Below are 17,148 nucleotides of genomic sequence, written 5' to 3'. Positions count from 1 at the left end.
TTACCCCCCAGCAAAACGTTGGGGGCATCCTGCTGGAGATGGCCGGTGAAAGCCCTCGACGAACTGACCTTCGACAACCGCTTCGCACGCCTGGGCGACGCGTTCTCAACCCACGTGCTGCCCGAGCCCCTCGACGAGCCGCGCCTGGTGGTGGCGAGCAACGCCGCCATGGCCCTGCTCGACCTTGACCCGGCCGTGGCCGAAACGCCCGTATTTGCCGAACTGTTTGGCGGGCACAAGCTATGGGCCGAAGCGGAACCGCGGGCGATGGTCTATTCCGGGCACCAGTTCGGCGGCTACACCCCGCAACTGGGCGATGGCCGAGGGTTGCTGCTGGGCGAGGTGTATAACCAGGCCGGCGAGCATTGGGACCTGCACCTCAAGGGCGCCGGCATGACGCCCTACTCGCGCATGGGCGACGGGCGTGCGGTATTGCGCTCCTCGATCCGTGAGTTCCTTGCCTCCGAAGCGCTCCATGCTTTGGGCATTCCCAGCAGCCGCGCCTTGTGCGTGATCGGCTCCAGCACGCCGGTGTGGCGTGAGAAGCAGGAACGCGGGGCGATGGTGTTGCGCCTGGCATCCAGCCATATCCGCTTCGGGCATTTCGAATATTTCTATTACACCAAGCAGCCCGAACAGCAGGCCGAGCTGGCTGAACACGTCTTGAACCTGCATTACCCCGAGTGCCGGGAACAGCCTGAGCCGTATCTTGCGATGTTCCGTGAAATCGTCGAGCGCAATGCCGAGATGATCGCCAAATGGCAGGCCTATGGCTTCTGCCATGGCGTGATGAACACCGACAACATGTCGATCCTGGGCATCACCTTCGACTTCGGGCCGTTTGCGTTTCTGGACGATTTCGATGCGCACTTCATCTGCAACCACTCGGATCACGAAGGGCGTTACTCGTTCAGCAACCAGGTGCCGATCGGGCAGTGGAACCTCAGCGCTCTGGCCCAGGCACTGACGCCGTTCATCAGCGTTGACGCGCTCAAAGAAGCGCTCGGCCTGTACCTGCCGCTGTATCAAGCGCACTACCTGGACCTGATGCGTCGCCGGTTGGGCCTGACCATCGCCGAAGACGACGACCAGCAGCTGGTGGAACGCTTGCTCAAGCTGATGCAGAACAGCGGCGTGGATTACACGCTGTTTTTCCGACGTCTTGGCGATGAGTCGGCAGCCTTGGCAGTCACGCGGCTACGCGATGACTTTGTCGACCTGGCCGGTTTCGATGCCTGGGCCGAGCTGTACAAGGCCCGTGTTGCCCGAGACGGGGACGACAGCGAGACACAGCGCCGTGAACGCATGCATGCCGTGAACCCGCTGTACATTCTGCGCAACTACCTCGCACAAAACGCTATCACCGCCGCCGAGTCCGGGGACTACAGCGAAGTGCGACGGCTGCATGAGGTACTGACCAAGCCGTTTGAGGAACAAGCGGGAATGGAACAGTACGCACAGCGGCCGCCGGATTGGGGCAAGCATCTGGAGATCAGTTGTTCGTCTTGAGCCTTTAGATAAAGGTCTCCACGGAGACCCCGAAGCGCTCGGCCAACCACCGAATTTGGCGCACGTTAAGCTGGCGTTTTCCGCTCAATATCTCAGAGACGACTGATTGCGCCCCAACCCCCGGAAGGTCGCTCTGAGTGAGATTGTGCTCGCGCATCATGTAGCGCAGCACATCAACACCGCTGGCCACTGGCATTGGACGATGTTCACGGTCGTAGGCTTCGATCCAGTCGCTGAAAATATCGACTAGGCTCATCAGCGGACTGTCTTCGTCATCGCCCACCAGGCTCAACAGCTCATCCAAACCGCAGACCAGTGCGTCGTAGTCTGCCTCGTTTTGCGGCTTGCGCAGCACAGGCGCAACGTATTCCCAATGCTTTGCCGCTACTCGCATAAGCGCGCTCATCTGATTTTTTCCTTCCATTTGTCTTTCTCATAATCGCGATGGTCAAGCAGATGCTTGATGTAAACGCGTTGCGCCCGATACTGCACCGACGCAATCAGCCTCAGCTTGTTACCGCCAATATCAAACACATGAAATTCGCCCACCTTGTCGGTCGCGGGAAACATGGCTTTCATTGCAGCGAAGTCTGCGGGGTTGTTGCGCTTGATGACGCAGTACCACTGATCCAGAGCCGTTGCTGAACGCGGCCATTTTTCCTTGGCTTCCCAGATCCTTTTTTCACTGATCACTCGCATGCAACGTCCTTATCGCATCTTGCTATGAAGGTTAAGCCTGAATCCGGACTATCGCAATTTGCTATAACCAAAAACAGACCGGTGGCGCACACCAAAAAGCCTAGACAGACGACTCACCGCAGCGCGGGCAAAACTGTGAGCGAATGAGTCTCTGCACCCAGCCTTGATAAATCTCAGCCTCGGCACCAGATACAACCTATTGGCCAGTCCCCAGGAGCCTCCGATGTCTGAACCTCTCGTAATCCCTTGCCCACATTGCAACGGCCTCAACCGCATCCCCGGCGAACGCCTGGGTGATGCTCCAAAATGCGGGCGCTGCAAGCAGCCGGTTTTACTGAACAAACCTTTTGAATTGAAACAGGGCGACTACGCCAGCCAGATCAAGGGTGACCTGCCGTTGCTGGTGGATGTGTGGGCGGAGTGGTGCGGGCCGTGCAAGTCGTTTGCGCCGGTATTTGAACAGGCCGCCGGGCAGTTGGAAGGCAAGTGCCGGCTGGCCAAGCTGGACAGCGAGGCCAATCAGCAGTTGTCGGCGCAGCTGGGGATTCGCTCGATTCCCAGTTTGATTCTGTTCAAGAATGGCCGCGAAGTAGCGCGCCAGAGTGGGGCGTTTCCGTTGCCGCAATTGATGGGTTGGTTGCGCAGCCAAGGCGTGTAACCCGATCAGGAAAGCACCACAGGACAGTGTGGGAGGGGGCTTGCTCCCATATGCGCTAACCAAACCTCCCTCCCCACAACTCGTCCTGCTGGCGTCCTCGTTTTCGTGGGGATTCACGCAGTGCCTGGCTGATATCTCCCCACTTCTCGATACACGTAAACAACGACAAGTGGGGATTGATCGCGCTGCAAAGTAGCCAGTAAATAAAGGCCATCTCACGCCAGTGACAACGGAGTGGCGGCACTTCCTTTTTCTGTCTCGTCTCCCTCGATAGGGGAAAAATGCTCGCCCGCTGCGATTAACCGCTCAATCAGGCAAGCCACTAATAATTTCCCTTGCAACCATGCTTTTGCGCCTTCCGGATTTTTCTTTCTGAGGTGGGATAACCCCAGCAATGACTTCATCCGCTTGAACGCCAACTCCACCTGCCAACGGTGCCGATAGAGAGCCAAAACCTCCTGCGTATCCAGGCAGTCCAAGGTTGTTACCAGCACCACGTAACCGGCCGCTTCCATCGTTTCAGGTTTCAATTGCTTCTGCTTTTTTTGCCCGACTCTCTTGAGCTTGCACTCGCTTTGCGATCGCTGCTCGTCGGTTTTTCGATAGGCGCACACACGTACTGCAATATCCCCCTTTGAACCTTTCATCACAGCTGCCCACTCGCCCGTTTGCCCTGGCTGCAAGGTCCGTAGTCGCGCCAGTTGCTCAAAAGGCGACCCTTGCTCATCGCTAAGCGGCAGGCTGCTCAGGTTCATTCGTACCAGGATGTCACCGCCTGCATTGAGTACATGATTGACTCCACGCCGGTTGGCAAACCCTCGATCCGCGATGAAAACATCGCCCTGCTGCACCGAAAACCGAGTCAACGATTCGCCTGTTTTGGACGGTGTCACTTGCACTTCACAGCAACGCAACGTGCTGATATCCATCGTGTAATGCAGCCGCCATGTTGAGGTGACCGCGCCAGGCTCCATTACGACACTGCCATCAGCAGCCAGTATTCGTCTCCCCAGCAGCGCCGGGCATTGCATGGCCGCGACCGGCGATTGTTGGATCAACTGCTCTGTGATCCAACCTAGCCAGGCCCCCGATTTGTTGACCCTCTTGAGAAGGCCCACGTCTGATAACTCCAGCAATTTCCCTGTACGCGCTCGCTCTACCGTTTCGACCATCGAGCAATCGGCGCTCATGTACATCAATAATGTGCGCAATAGACTCTCTGGCCCGCTGAATCGGCGACCGAACTTCAGGGCCCCCAGCTCTTTTGCCTTGGCTTCCCATCCAGGCGGTAGTAGTGCCAGGAGCTTGGGCCAGTCTTCATTCAGTTTTTGTGTTGGGTCTATTGTCACTGCTCTCGCATCCTAAAGAGTCAGACTTGATTATATCTTTTGGGGTTTGGTTAGCGCATATGGGGCTTGCTCCCGATAGCGGTGGTTCAGTGACACTTAAGTGCCTGACACTCTGCCATCGGGAGCAAGCCCCCTCCCACATGTTGACCGCGTTTCAGCCTTGGGCCAGTGGGGCTTGGCGGTCCATCATTTGGCTGACCAGCATGACGCCAAGCTCACTCAATTGATGGATGGCCAGGGCCACGTCGCGGTGTTCGCCGGTGAGGTCGTTGGACAGGTTGAGTAATAAGGTGCGGACTGAGGCGAAGGTTTCGTAGCTGTTGAGCACGAGGGTTTCGGTGGGCAGGTTGGGTGTAACGGTATAGAGGTTAACCATGAATCGTCTCCGGGCAGAAGCCGCAACCAACCCGCTACTAAACGGAGGGTGGCAGCTGTACGCAGGTTAGTAGACCGGGGAGACTCAACCGGCGCGCCCGAAAGCGCCCTCCGTACAGCCACCATCAAATTCAGGAGAGTCCTGACCGACGATTTACCGTACGTCTCACCACGGGCTACTAAACCCGATCACTGAACATTCAGCGACCGGCAAACCTTAGAGATGCCCATCCAGACGCACAAGCCGGCGGATTCTGGCGTAGCTGTAGGCAAGGTTACAAGGCCCATCCCCTGCTGCCAGACCGCTCCTACAGCCTACGTAGGACAAGTCCCAGAAACCCAACTGGAATGCAATCCAAATGTGGGAGGGGGCTTGCCCCCGATTGCGGTGGGTCAGCTACAGATAAGCTGGCTGGCACACCGCTATCGGGAGCAAGCCCCCTCCCACATTGGATCTGTGTAGTGCTTGAGATCAGGTGTTTTCCAGCAAGTTGTGCAGTTCCACAAACTGCAGCGTCAGCTTATGCCGTGGGTCCAGATGAATCAGCGGCTTGTTCTCCTGGTGCGACTCGCGCATGCGCACGGAGCTGGCCAGGTACACCGGCAATACCGGCAAGCCTTCGGCAATCAATTCGTCGAGGATCTGCTGCGGCAGGCTCGCCCGGGCCTGGAACTGGTTGACCACAATGCCTTCGACTTCCAGGCCTTCGTTGTGGTCTTCCTTCAATTCTTCGATTTCAGCCAACAGGCCATACAAGGCCTGGCGCGAGAAGCTGTCGCAATCAAAGGGAATCAGCACACGATCAGCGGCAATCAGCGCCGACACCGCATAGAAATTCAACGCCGGTGGCGTATCCAGGTAAATGCGGTCGTAATCCTCGCTCAACTCATCCAACAGCTTTCGCAGCTTGTTGATCTTGTGCTTGGCCTCAAGCTTGGGCTGCAGGTCTGCCAGTTCCGGGGTGGCCGTGATGACGTGCAGGTTGTCGAACGGCGTTTCGTAGATATCCACCTTGTTTTTCTTCGAAAACGGCCCGGAAGACAGGGTTTGCTTGAAAAAGTCGGCGATCCCCATGGGGATATCGTCGCCGGTCAGCCCCGTAAGGTACTGGGTGGAGTTGGCCTGTGCATCGAGGTCCACCAACAGGGTTCGATAACCTTCGCTGGCGCTGACCGCCGCCAGGTTGCAGGCGATGCTGGACTTGCCCACGCCGCCTTTCTGATTGAACACCACGCGCCGCATGGGAAAACCTCCGTGTATCAATGAATGACCGAGTGTAGAGCGCAAAAGCGCCGGTTAGCTACCTCGTTCATCCATACGCTGTGCCTGGCCCACAAATGAAAGGGAACGCTCCGACAATCCAGTTCGGCCCTCTATCGCGCACAATTTGTGAATTCGTCCAATTTATTCGTGATCCGTCGTGAACAAATTTTTACCAATATTTGCTAGAAGCCCACGGCACCGGGATAATGCGCGCCATTCGGCCATTGCCCTCTGTCCCGGAATCCGGGGCCATTGGCCGCACATGGAAGCCCGCAGGGGCGGGATAACTTCTCAGTGATCAACTTCAACATCGCCCAATGGCGCGCCTGGGCCCCTGGCCTGGAGCGTGCGGACGACTGGCTGGCCTGGTGCCGGGACCCGGTGTTGCTGCCCGCCAGCGATGCCTCCCCGGATGTGTCATTTTTGCCAGCCATGCAGCGCCGACGCTTGAGCCGTCTGGCGCGCATGGCATTCAGTGTGGGCTGGCCGCTGGCCGAAGGCCGTGAAGCGCTGCCCCTGGTGTTTGTCTCGCGCCACGGCGAGACCCCGCGCACCCTCGACATCCTCAGTGACCTGGCCAACGAGCAGCCGCTGTCGCCGACCCAGTTCAGCCTGTCGGTGCACAATGCGGTGATTGGCCTGTGGTCAATCCTGCGCAATGAAACCAGCGAAATGACCGCCCTCGCCGCCGCCGGCGATGGCCTCGAACACGGCCTGCTCGAAGCCGCCGCGTTGCTCAACGAAGGCGCCCCGGCGGTATTGCTGGTGATTACCGAGGAACAACCGCCCGAGGCGTATGCCAGCTGGATCGCCGACGTGCCCTTCCCCTATGCCCTCGGTCTTTTGCTCACGCCCGGCGACGAGTGGCAACTGGAACTAAACAGCAGCGCTGTCCAACTCACTCAAACCCAGTGGCCCCACGCCCTGAACCTGCTGCGCACCCTGCTGACCGAACAGGGCGCCTGCCAACATGCCTGGAAGAACCGAGTATGGAACTGGCGACGCAAATCCTGACCGACAAACCACGGCAGGCCTATTACTGGCGCCTGTTCGCCACAGCCACCAGCTTCTTTATGTTCGGTGTCGGCGGGCTGTGCCTGCGCTTGCTGGTATTCCCGCTGCTCAGTTGCCTGCCGGGCGACGCCAGGCAGCATCAACGACGCGCGCGCCACACCATCAGTTGCCTGTTCTGGTTTTTTATCCGGATGATGAAGTTTCTGGGCATCCTCACCTACAGCGTCGAGGGTGCGGACAAACTCGGCCGCCCCGGCCAGATGATCGTCGCCAACCACCCGTCGCTGATTGACGTCGTGTTCCTGATCGGCCTGATGCGTCAGACCAATTGTGTGGTCAAGCAGAGCCTGTTTCAGAACCCGTTCACCCGCGGCCCGGTGCGCGATGCCGGCTATATCAGTAACGACGGCAGCGCCGACATGCTGGACGCGGCCGCCGACGCCCTGCGCGCAGGCCAGACCCTGATCATCTTTCCCGAAGGCACCCGCACCACACCCGGCGCGCCACCTGCCTTTCATCGCGGCGGCGCGGCCATTGCGCTGCGCGGTGCGACAATCATCACCCCGGTGGTGATCAAGGTCAGCCCCACCACCCTGACCAAGGCCGAGCCCTGGTATCGCATTCCCAGATGCCGATTCCACTTCAGTTTGCGCGTGGGTGCCGATATAGAACCACAGGCGTTCGCCGCACTGGGCCCCGCGCCCCAGGCGTCACGCAAGCTCAACGATTACCTGCATCACTATTTCATTAAGGAGCTCGCCGAAGATGAGCGACCAACACCGCCTTGAGCACGACATAAAGACGCTGATCATCGAGGCCCTGGGCCTGGAGGACATCAGTGCCGACGACATCGGCAGCGAGCAGACGCTGTTCGGCGAAGGCCTGGGCCTGGATTCGGTCGACGCCCTGGAACTGGGCCTGGCCATCCAGAAAACGTACGGCATCAAGATCGACGCCGACGCCAAGGACACGCGCAATCACTTCACCAACGTGGCCAGCCTTGCGGCATTCGTCACGGCCAGACAGGCAGCTTGAGACCGGACCATGCAAACTCGTGACGATATTTTCAACACCCTGCGCGACGCCTTGGTGGAACTGTTTGAACTGGAACCTGAACGCGTCACCCTCGATGCCAACCTGTACCAGGACCTGGAAATCGACAGCATCGATGCGGTGGACCTGATCGACCATATCAAGCGCCAGACCGGCAAGAAGATCGCCGCCGAAGAATTCAAGGCAGTGCGCACTGTGAATGACGTGGTTGAGGCGGTGTACCGTCTGGTCCAGCCCGCCGCATGAGCCGGCTGATCGGCCTTGGCCTGTTGCTGGCGGGGCTGCTGTACCCCTTTGCGGTGTATTACGGCACCGAGCATTTTGCGCCATGGCAATTCGGCCTGCTGCTGGGCAGCCTGTGGCTGCTGCGCGCGCTCACCGCTGCACGCCGCCCCGGCAGTCGCTGGATGGCGGTGGTGGTGATTGTGTTTTGCCTGGCGCTGGCCTGGTTCGATAACCCGCAGTGGCTGCGCTGGTACCCCAGCCTGGTCAGCGCGTTCATGCTGGCACTGTTCGGCCTGAGCCTTAAATACGGGCCGCCGATGGTCGAGCGCCTGGCGCGCATGGGCGACCCGCAGTTGCCGCCGCATGCAATTGTGTATACGCGCCGGGTCACCGTCGTGTGGAGTGTGTTTTTCCTGGGTAATGGCCTGCTCGCCGCCGCCCTCACCCTGTGGGCGCCGCTGAGCTGGTGGACGTTGTACAACGGCTTGATCGCCTACGGGCTGATGGGGCTGTTGTTTGCCGTGGAATGGCTGGTACGACAAAGGGTTCGAGGCCGCGTATGAAAGGTTTGAAACTTGAGCATCTGCTGCTCGAGCCGCAGGAACACCGCCAGGTCACCCTTGAGCCTGCGCTGAATCATGCACAACTGGTGGAGCAATCCCTGCGCCTGGCGGCAGGCCTGCAAGCGCGTGGCATACAGCGCCTGGCGGTGCACCTGGAAGACGCGGGCGTGCTGGCGATCGCCTTGCTCGGCGCCTGGCGTGCCGGGGTCAGCGTGCTGCTGCCGGCCGACCTGCAACCCCAGACCCGTCAACGCTGGGCCGCCGCCGTGGATGCCTGGCTGACGCAGGCATCGGACCTGGAGGCGCTGTATCACACGCCACTTAGCCCAGCCGCACTCGACCTGGATAGCTGCCAACTGAGCCTGTGCACCTCCGGCTCCAGCGGTGAACCCAAACGCATCGACAAGTCGCTGCGCCAGCTGGCCAATGAGGTCCAGGCGCTGGAAGCGCTGTGGGGCGTCGACCTGAAAGACGCCTGCATCATCGGCAGCGTCGCCACCCAACATATCTACGGGTTGCTGTTCCGCGTGCTGTGGCCGCTGTGCGCCGGTCGCACGTTTGTGCGCAGGCAACTGGCATTCCCCGAGGACCTGCAGCGCGCCAGTCGCGAGCATCCGCACTTCGCCTGGGTGGCCAGCCCGGCGCTGCTCAAACGCATGGGCGATAACCTCGACTGGCCGGCGCTGAGCCAGGTTTCACGGGTGTTTTCCTCCGGCGGTGCCTTGCCTGTCGAGGCCGCCGCCAGCCTCTACGACCGCTTGCAGCAATGGCCCACGGAAATCCTCGGCAGCTCGGAAACCGGCGGTATCGCCTGGCGCCAGGGTGCCCAGCCGTGGCAGCCGTTTACCGATGTACAACTGAGCCAGGATGCCGACGGTGCCCTGCGCATTGCCTCGCCTTACTTGCCCGAGGGGCATATCGAACAGACCGCCGACGCCGCGCGCATCCATGCCGATGGCCGTTTTGAGCTGCTCGGGCGCCTGGACCGCATCGTCAAGCTGGAAGAAAAACGCATCGCCTTGCCGATGCTCGAACAGGCCTTGATGAACCATCCATGGGTTGCCGACACCCGTCTGGGCGTGGTGCAGGAAAATCGCGCCTCACTCGGCGCCCTGGTGGTGCTGAGTGCCGAGGGCCTGCATGCCCTGCGCAACCAGGGCCGGCGCACGGTGACCCAAACCCTGCGCCAGCACCTGAGCCAGCATTGCGAAGCCCTGGCCTTGCCCCGCCGCTGGCGTTTGCTGCGCCAATTGCCGCTCAACAGCCAGGGCAAGCTGCCCCAGGCCGATACCGAGGCGCTGTTGCTGGCGCCGCGCCCCAAGGCGCCGGAGGTGCTGGCGCAGGTGGAAACCGACGGTGAATGGACGTTGCAACTGAGCGTTCCGCCGGACCTGGCCTATTTCAGCGGGCATTTCCCGGTGACGCCGGTGCTGCCGGGGGTGGTGCAGGTGGAATGGGCCTTCAATCTGGGCCAGCAATTGCTGAACCTGCCGGCGACGTTCGCCGGTATGGAAGTGCTCAAGTTCCAGCAACTGGTGCGCCCCGGTGATCACATCGAATTGCACCTGCGCTTTGACCGCGAACGCAGCAAGTTGTACTTCGCCTACCGCAATGGCGCCGCCGCCTGCTCCAGTGGCCGAATCGTGCTGGAGCCTGCCAAGTGAATAGGCTTTTGTGGCGAGGGAGCTTGCTCCCGCTGGAGTGCGCAGCACTCCCGACTCAGGCACCGCCATTTGCCAGGATGAATTCGTTCGCCTGCATTGGGGCTGCTTCGCAGCCCGGCGGGAGCAAGCTCCCTCGCCACAAGATGAGCGACAACCTTGAGAAGGTCCACCATGCATAACCCCTGCGCCCTGATCCCGGTCTACAATCACGAAGCCGCCGTGCCCGCAGTGGTCCACAGCCTGCTGGACAGCGGCCTGCCCTGCCTGCTGGTGGACGATGGCAGCAGCGCGGCCTGCGCGGCAGTGCTCGCGCAATTGGCGCTGCTGGAGAATGTCACCCTGCTGACCCTGCCGAGCAACCAGGGCAAGGGCGGCGCGGTCATGGCGGGCTTTCGCGAAGCCGCGCGGCTGGGGTACACCCATGCCCTGCAGGTGGATGCCGACGGCCAGCATGATCTTCGCGAAGTCGAGACCTTTATCGACACCTCCCGCCGGCACCCCGACGCCGTCATCTGCGGCTACCCCGAATACGACGACAGCGTGCCCAAAGGCCGCCTTTATGCACGCTACCTGACCCACGTGTGGGTATGGATCAACACCCTGTCGCTGCAGATTCGCGACTCGATGTGCGGCTTTCGCGTGTACCCGCTGGCCCCGACGCTGGCGCTGATGGACTCGGCCTACATCGGCACGCACATGGATTTCGACTCGGACATCCTCGTGCGCCTGGCCTGGCGCAACCAGCCCATGCGCTGGCTGCCGACCCAGGTGCATTACCCCGCCGACGGCCTGTCGCACTTCCGCCTGTTCCGCGACAACGTGCGCATCAGCGCCATGCATACGCGCTTGTTCTTCGGCATGCTGGTGCGCGCGCCGGCCATTTTGTGGCGTCGGTGGCAGGCATGAGCGACAGCGGCAAACACTGGGCCGATCGCGAGGAGCGCGGCAGCTTCTGGTTGATGAAACTCACGGCGATCGCGGCAAAAGTCCTCGGCCGGCGCCTGTTGAGCCCGTTGCTCTACAGCATCGTGTTGTACTTTTTCCTGTTCGGCCGCACCGCGCGCCAGAGCGCCTGGCACTACCAGCAGCGCCTGGCGCAGTGGAGCGGGCGTGATGACCTGCTGCCGAGCCACAGGACGGTCTTTGCCCAGTTCATGGCCTTCGCCGACTCACTGCTCGACAAGCTGGACGTGTGGAACGGCAAGCTGCGCCTGGAGCAGATCGACATCAACGACCCGGCGCAATTACGCGGCCAATTGCGAGGCGAGCGCGGGCAGATGCTGGTGGGCGCGCACCTGGGCAACCTGGAAGTGTGCCGCGCCCTGGCGGAAATCGGCGAACGCGTCACCATGAATGTGCTGGTGCACACCAAGCATGCCGAGCGTTTCAATCGCTTGCTGGGCGAAGCGGGCGCGACCCATTTGCGCCTGATTCAGGTCAGCGAGCTGGACCCGGCCACCATGCTGTTGCTCAGCCAGCGCCTGGACGACGGCGAATGGCTGGCGATTGCCGGCGACCGCATCCCGCTGCACGGCGGGCGCACGGTGCGCGTGGATTTCCTCGGGCATGCAGCCGCGTTCCCCCAAGGCCCGTGGCTGCTGGCCGGCCTGCTCAAATGCCCGGTCAACCTGCTGATGTGCCTCAAGCATCAGGGCCGCTATCGCCTGACCATCGAGCCCTTCGCGCAATCGATTGAATGGAAGCGCAGCACCCGCGAGCAGGTCATCGCCCTGTGGACCGCCCGCTACGCCACGCGCCTGGGTGAATTCTGCCTGCAGGCGCCTCAACAGTGGTTCAACTTTTACCCTTTCTGGAAGACCGATGACGACGCCTCTTGAGCCGATCACCTTTGGCGAACGCCCCCTGCGCATCGAAGACGTACTGGCCCTGGCCAACCGTCAGGTGCCTGCCCGCTTGCAGAACGATGCCGCGTATCGCCAGCGCATCGCCAAGGGCGCGCAGTTTCTTGACTCGCTGCTGGACAAGGAAGGCGTGATCTACGGCGTGACCACCGGTTACGGCGACTCGTGCGTGGTCGCGGTGCCGTTGCACCATGTCGAAGCGCTGCCGCGTCATCTCTACACCTTCCACGGTTGCGGCCTGGGCAAATTGCTCGACGCCCAAGCCACCCGCGCCGTGCTGGCGGCGCGCTTGCAGTCGCTGTGCCATGGCGTGTCGGGCGTGCGCGTGGAACTGCTGGAGCGCCTGCAGGGTTTCCTCGAACACGATGTGCTGCCGCTGATTCCAGAAGAAGGCTCCGTGGGCGCCAGCGGCGACTTGACGCCGCTGTCGTATGTGGCGGCGACCTTGTCCGGCGAGCGTGAAGTGCTGTTTCGTGGCGAACGGCGCCAAGCCGCCGACGTGCACCGCGAACTGGGCTGGGAGCCGCTGGTACTGCGGCCCAAGGAAGCCCTGGCGTTGATGAACGGCACGGCGGTGATGACGGGTATTGCCTGCCTGGCCTTCGCCCGCGCCGACTACCTGCTGCACCTGGCCACGCGCATCACTGCGCTCAATGTGGTGGCGCTGCAAGGCAACCCGGAACACTTCGATGAACGCCTGTTCGCCGCCAAGCCCCACCCCGGGCAAATGCAAGTCGCCGCCTGGCTGCGCCAGGACCTGGCTATCGATGCACCGACTGCACCGCTGCACCGCCTGCAGGATCGCTATTCGCTGCGCTGCGCGCCCCATGTGCTCGGCGTGCTGGCCGACAGCCTGAATTGGTTGCGCTCGTTTATCGAAATCGAGCTGAACAGCGCCAATGACAACCCGATCATCGATGCCGAAGCCGAACGCGTGCTGCACGGCGGGCACTTCTACGGCGGACACATCGCCTTTGCCATGGACAGCCTCAAGACCCTGGTGGCCAACGTCGCCGACTTGCTCGACCGGCAGCTGGCGCTGCTGGTGGACGTGCGTTACAACCACGGCCTGCCGAGCAACCTGTCGGGCGCACCGGCCGACCGCGCGATGATCAACCATGGCTTCAAGGCCGTGCAGATCGGCACCAGCGCCTGGACTGCCGAAGCGCTGAAAAATACCATGCCGGCCAGCGTGTTTTCGCGCTCTACCGAGTGCCATAACCAGGACAAAGTGAGCATGGGCACCATCGCCGCCCGTGATGCGATCCGCGTGCTGGAGCTGACCGAACAGGTCGCCGCCGCCACCTTGCTCGCCGCCAACCAAGGGGTATGGCTGCGCGCCCAGGCCGACGATGCCCGGCCGTTGCCACCGGCGCTGGCAGCAATGCATGACGCGCTGGCCAAGGATTTCCCGCCGGTCATTGAAGACCGCGCCCTGGAAGGCGAACTGCGCCTGTGCCTGCAACGCATCGCCGCGCAACACTGGAGGCTGCATGCGTAGCCCCGGCGTATTGCACAGCGACACTGAAATCCTCGTGCCGTTTTTCGACATCGACTCGATGAACGTGGTGTGGCACGGGCATTACGTGAAATACCTGGAAGTGGCGCGCTGCGCGCTGCTGGACAAGATCGGCCACAACTACACCGCGATGCTCGAAGCCGGCTACGCCTGGCCGATCATCGACATGCAGCTGCGCTATGTGCGCGGCGCGACCTTCGGCCAAACCCTCAACGTGCGCGCCAGCCTGGTGGAGTGGGAGAACCGCTTGAAGGTGAATTACCTGATCACCGACCTCGCCAGCGGCGAACGCCTGACCCGCGCCAGCACCGTGCAAGTGGCGGTAGAGATCGCCAGCCGCGAGATGCAACTCGCTTCCCCCAAAGTATTCACCGACGCCGTAGAAAGGGCCTTGAAATGAGATCCCCTGTAGGAGCGAGCTTGCTCGCGAAGATCGCCAACGATAACGCGCAGCACCTGACGCCCCGCAGGGCCCTCAGGTTCTTCGCGAGCAAGCTCGCTCCTACAGTGGCCGCCGCGTTGCTGAGCTTCAGCGCCCACGCCTTCGACCTGCAACAGCTCAGCGATCAATTGGCCAAACCCCGCGTGATCCACGGCAACTTCATCCAGGAAAAACACCTGCGCGCCCTGCCCCAGCCGCTGGTCAGCAAAGGCACCTTCGTGCTCGCCAAGGACCACGGCTTGCTGTGGCTGTTGAAGACCCCGCTGCAACAGGACTATCGCATCACCGCCCAGGGCATCGCTCGGCGTGACGCCAACGGCTGGCAACTGCTGCCGAACAAGAGCGCCGGCGCCGAGCAGAACCGTCTGTTCCTCGCGGTGCTGCAGGGTGACAGCAGCGGCTTGCAACGTGACTTCGAACTGCAACTGCAAGGGCAAGCCCAGCAATGGAAGCTGACGCTGATCCCGCGTTCGCTGCTGCTCAAGCAAGTCTTTACCCAGATCAATATCGACGGCGGCGAGCTGGTCAATACCATTGAGCTGCTGGAAACCCAGGGCGACAGCACACTGCTGCGCATGCAGGACAGCAGCGCCGACCAACCTTTGAGCATTGCCGAGCAACATGACTTTGCCCAGTGAGCGCCTGCTGCCGCGCCTGTTCCTGATCCTGCTGGTGGCCGTATTGGCCCTGGCCGGCTGGCAGTGGCGCGCGGGTGCGCCGTTGTCGGCCAACCTGATGGAACTGGTGCCCGGCAGTACGCCGGACGCCTTGGAGCTGCAAGCCGAGCAGCGCATGCAGGAGCCGCTGAACCGCGAGATGCTGGTGCTGGTGGGGCATGCCGACCGCCAGCAAGCGCTGGCCGTGGCGCAACAAATGGCCGAGCGCTGGCAAGCCAGCGGCCTGTTTGAAAAGGTGCAATGGAACCTGCAAGCCGACTTGCCGGCGCTGCGCGAACAGCTGCTGCGCGGTCGCCTGGCGATGCTGGCGGCCAAGGACCGCGAGCAACTGATCGAACAGCCTGAGGCCTTTATCCAGCAGCGTGTGCAGTCGCTGTTCGACCCCTTCACCGGCTTCAGCCTGGTGCCGAGCCAGGACGACTGGCTGGGCCTGACCGGGCGCATCCAGAACAGCCAACCGCAACACGGCGCGGTACAGCTGGATATCGGCAGCGGCGCGCTGATCGCCGATGCCGACGGCAAAAGCTGGGTGCTGCTGCGGGCGCGCACCACCGGCAATGCGTTCGATATGAAACTGCCGCTGCAAGTGGCCGATCTGCTCCAGGCCAGCCGCGCCCAGGCAGGCAAGCAAGGTGTGCAACTGCTCGCCGCCAGCGGCTTGCTCTATGCGGCCAATGGGCAGCAGCAAGCCACGCGGGAAATCACCTGGGTCGGCGGCGGCGCAACCGTGGGCATCCTGCTGTTGCTGTTGCTGGCGTTCCGGCGCTGGCGGGTGCTGCTGGCGTTCGTGCCGGTCGTGGTCGGCATGCTGTTTGGCGCCGTGGCCTGTGTGGCGCTGTTCGGCCATATGCATGTGATGACCCTGGTGCTGGGCTCGAGCCTGATCGGCGTGGCGGTGGATTACCCGCTGCACTACCTGTCCAAAAGCTGGAGCCTGCAACCCTGGCGCAGTTGGCCGGCATTACGCCTGACCCTGCCAGGGCTGAGCCTGAGCCTGGCCACCAGTTGCATCGGCTATCTGGCCCTGGCCTGGACGCCGTTCCCGGCGCTGACACAAATCGCGGTGTTCTCCGCAGCCGGCCTGGTCGGCGCCTATCTATCGGCCGTGTGCCTGTTGCCCGCGCTGCTCAGCGGTGTGGAACTGCGCCCGGCGCAATGGCCGCTGCGCATCGCCGAACGCTTGTGGCAATGGCGGGCGGCATTGATCAAGCGCGTACCAGGCTCGGTGCTGCTGGTGTGGGTGCTGTTGTTCTGCGCCGGTGGCCTGTGGCAGTTGAACACTAAAAACGATATCCGCCAGTGGATCGGCGCACCGCCGCAATTGCTGCAGGAGGCCCAGGCCGTGGCGCGCATCACCGGGTTCCAGCCCACCAGCCAGTTCTTTCTGGTGCGCGCCGAGACTCAGCAGCAGTTACTCGAACGCCAAGCGGCGCTGGGCCAGCGCCTGGACCAACTGGTGAACATGGACAAGCTCCAGGGTTATCTGGCGCTGAATCAGCTGGTCAACCTGCCCGCCGAACAACAGCAACTGCGCGACGCGCTGGGTACACTCGCGCAGCATTGGCAACCGCTGCTGGACCTCGGCGTGCCCGCCGCCGCGCTGCAGGCCGAAGTCGCGCAGTTGCAGGCGCTGCCCACCGAAGACATCGACGTCGCGCTCAAAGGCCCGCTGGCCGAGCCATGGCGTACGCTGTGGCTGGGCCCGGTAGACGGCGGCGTGGCGGCGATGGTCAGCCTGCAAGGCCTGAACAACCCGGCCTTGCTGCGGGTGCAGGCCGTGGATTTGCCCGGCGTGCAACTGGTGGATCGCCTGGGTGACTTGAACCGCGTGTTTGCCGATACCCAAATCAGCGCCGCCGAGTTGAAGTTGCTGTCCTGTGTGCTGATCGTGGTGCTGTTGATGCTGCCCTTCGGCTTCATCGGCGCGTTGCGCATCGTCGCGCTGCCGTTGCTGGCGGCGCTGTGCAGCCTGGCCAGCCTCGGTTGGCTGGGCCAGCCGCTGACGCTGTTCAGCCTGTTCGGCCTGCTGCTGGTCACGGCCATCAGCGTCGATTATGCGATCCTGATGCGCGAGCAGATCGGCGGTGCTGCCGTGAGCCTGCTGGGAACCTTACTGGCCGCGCTGACCACTTGGTTATCGTTCGGCCTGCTGGCCGTCTCCAGTACCCCGGCAGTGAGCAATTTCGGCCTGTCGGTCAGCCTCGGCCTGGCATTCAGCTTTATGCTGGCGCCCTGGGCCGGGCAACAGAAACACGCCTTATGAATGTGATTATCG

General features: G+C 62.1%; 19 protein-coding genes. 14 read left to right on the top strand and 5 right to left on the bottom strand.

Translation table 11 applies throughout. The features are described from left to right. Window positions 1-45 precede the first annotated feature (45 nt). Window positions 46-1,509 (top strand): protein adenylyltransferase SelO, encoded by a 1,464-nt coding sequence (gene selO / locus C4J85_RS02220; protein WP_124406107.1) that lies wholly within the window; start codon window positions 46-48, stop codon window positions 1,507-1,509. A gap of 4 nt (window positions 1,510-1,513) precedes the next feature. Here selO and C4J85_RS02215 read toward each other — a convergent pair whose 3' ends face one another. Beyond that, entirely contained in the window at window positions 1,514-1,915 is a 402-nt protein-coding gene (locus C4J85_RS02215; protein ID WP_124365564.1) for a type II toxin-antitoxin system HigA family antitoxin, read from the bottom strand. Next, a complete protein-coding gene (locus tag C4J85_RS02210; RefSeq protein ID WP_124408894.1) occupies window positions 1,912-2,208 on the bottom strand; it encodes a type II toxin-antitoxin system HigB family toxin in 297 nt (98 codons plus the stop codon). The genes C4J85_RS02215 and C4J85_RS02210 overlap by 4 nt, the downstream gene beginning before the upstream one ends. Window positions 2,209-2,431: 223 nt before the next feature. Between C4J85_RS02210 and trxC the strand changes: the two genes are divergently transcribed. Then, window positions 2,432-2,866 carry a thioredoxin TrxC gene (trxC, locus tag C4J85_RS02205; protein ID WP_124408893.1) on the top strand — a complete coding sequence of 145 codons (435 nt, stop codon included), beginning with the start codon at window positions 2,432-2,434 and terminating at the stop codon, window positions 2,864-2,866. Window positions 2,867-3,081: 215 nt separating this feature from the next. On the opposite strand, the gene C4J85_RS02200 is transcribed toward trxC, so the two are convergent. The 3 genes from C4J85_RS02200 to C4J85_RS02190 all read right to left on the bottom strand — a co-directional run bounded on the left by C4J85_RS02200 (window position 3,082) and on the right by C4J85_RS02190 (window position 5,833). Continuing rightward, window positions 3,082-4,215, bottom strand: a complete 1,134-nt coding sequence (locus tag C4J85_RS02200) for an IS4 family transposase (RefSeq protein ID WP_124370322.1) — start codon at window positions 4,213-4,215, stop codon at window positions 3,082-3,084. A 154-nt stretch (window positions 4,216-4,369) separates the two neighbouring features. Then, window positions 4,370-4,591: a DUF6124 family protein gene (locus tag C4J85_RS02195; protein WP_124408892.1), complete on the bottom strand. Its 222-nt coding sequence runs from the start codon at window positions 4,589-4,591 to the stop codon at window positions 4,370-4,372. A gap of 471 nt (window positions 4,592-5,062) precedes the next feature. Beyond that, window positions 5,063-5,833: a ParA family protein gene (locus C4J85_RS02190; RefSeq protein ID WP_124408891.1), complete on the bottom strand. Its 771-nt coding sequence runs from the start codon at window positions 5,831-5,833 to the stop codon at window positions 5,063-5,065. A gap of 315 nt (window positions 5,834-6,148) precedes the next feature. Between C4J85_RS02190 and C4J85_RS02185 the strand changes: the two genes are divergently transcribed. From C4J85_RS02185 to C4J85_RS02125, 12 genes are all read left to right on the top strand, one after another. Continuing rightward, complete coding sequence (locus tag C4J85_RS02185) at window positions 6,149-6,868, top strand: beta-ketoacyl synthase chain length factor (RefSeq protein WP_124406101.1); 720 nt, start codon at window positions 6,149-6,151, stop codon at window positions 6,866-6,868. Further along, entirely contained in the window at window positions 6,844-7,656 is an 813-nt protein-coding gene (locus C4J85_RS02180; RefSeq protein WP_124365558.1) for a 1-acyl-sn-glycerol-3-phosphate acyltransferase, read from the top strand. The genes C4J85_RS02185 and C4J85_RS02180 overlap by 25 nt, the downstream gene beginning before the upstream one ends. Next, window positions 7,634-7,903, top strand: a complete 270-nt coding sequence (locus C4J85_RS02175; RefSeq protein WP_034117369.1) for a phosphopantetheine-binding protein — start codon at window positions 7,634-7,636, stop codon at window positions 7,901-7,903. Before C4J85_RS02180 ends, C4J85_RS02175 begins: the two co-directional genes overlap by 23 nt. Window positions 7,904-7,912: 9 nt before the next feature. After that, window positions 7,913-8,167 (top strand): acyl carrier protein, encoded by a 255-nt coding sequence (locus C4J85_RS02170; RefSeq protein ID WP_003209389.1) that lies wholly within the window; start codon window positions 7,913-7,915, stop codon window positions 8,165-8,167. Further along, window positions 8,164-8,709: a hypothetical protein gene (locus C4J85_RS02165; protein ID WP_124408890.1), complete on the top strand. Its 546-nt coding sequence runs from the start codon at window positions 8,164-8,166 to the stop codon at window positions 8,707-8,709. The genes C4J85_RS02170 and C4J85_RS02165 overlap by 4 nt, the downstream gene beginning before the upstream one ends. Continuing rightward, window positions 8,706-10,373 (top strand): acyl-CoA synthetase family protein, encoded by a 1,668-nt coding sequence (locus tag C4J85_RS02160; protein ID WP_124408889.1) that lies wholly within the window; start codon window positions 8,706-8,708, stop codon window positions 10,371-10,373. Before C4J85_RS02165 ends, C4J85_RS02160 begins: the two co-directional genes overlap by 4 nt. 171 nt (window positions 10,374-10,544) lie before the next feature. Beyond that, window positions 10,545-11,279, top strand: coding sequence for a glycosyltransferase family 2 protein (locus C4J85_RS02150; protein ID WP_124408887.1), 735 nt, complete (start codon window positions 10,545-10,547; stop codon window positions 11,277-11,279). Continuing rightward, a complete protein-coding gene (locus C4J85_RS02145) occupies window positions 11,276-12,211 on the top strand; it encodes a glycosyl transferase (RefSeq protein WP_124408886.1) in 936 nt (311 codons plus the stop codon). The genes C4J85_RS02150 and C4J85_RS02145 overlap by 4 nt, the downstream gene beginning before the upstream one ends. Continuing rightward, window positions 12,195-13,736: a histidine ammonia-lyase gene (gene hutH / locus C4J85_RS02140; protein ID WP_124408885.1), complete on the top strand. Its 1,542-nt coding sequence runs from the start codon at window positions 12,195-12,197 to the stop codon at window positions 13,734-13,736. Before C4J85_RS02145 ends, hutH begins: the two co-directional genes overlap by 17 nt. Beyond that, complete coding sequence (locus C4J85_RS02135; RefSeq protein ID WP_124360939.1) at window positions 13,729-14,154, top strand: thioesterase family protein; 426 nt, start codon at window positions 13,729-13,731, stop codon at window positions 14,152-14,154. Before hutH ends, C4J85_RS02135 begins: the two co-directional genes overlap by 8 nt. Beyond that, complete coding sequence (locus C4J85_RS02130; RefSeq protein ID WP_124408884.1) at window positions 14,151-14,834, top strand: outer membrane lipoprotein carrier protein LolA; 684 nt, start codon at window positions 14,151-14,153, stop codon at window positions 14,832-14,834. The genes C4J85_RS02135 and C4J85_RS02130 overlap by 4 nt, the downstream gene beginning before the upstream one ends. Next, window positions 14,818-17,136, top strand: a complete 2,319-nt coding sequence (locus C4J85_RS02125; RefSeq protein WP_124408883.1) for an MMPL family transporter — start codon at window positions 14,818-14,820, stop codon at window positions 17,134-17,136. The genes C4J85_RS02130 and C4J85_RS02125 overlap by 17 nt, the downstream gene beginning before the upstream one ends. Window positions 17,137-17,148 lie beyond the last annotated feature (12 nt).

Source organism: Pseudomonas sp. R4-34-07 (assembly GCF_003852375.1).
Taxonomy (GTDB): Bacteria; Pseudomonadota; Gammaproteobacteria; order Pseudomonadales; family Pseudomonadaceae; genus Aquipseudomonas.
This window is presented reverse-complemented; position numbering and strand designations above follow the sequence as displayed.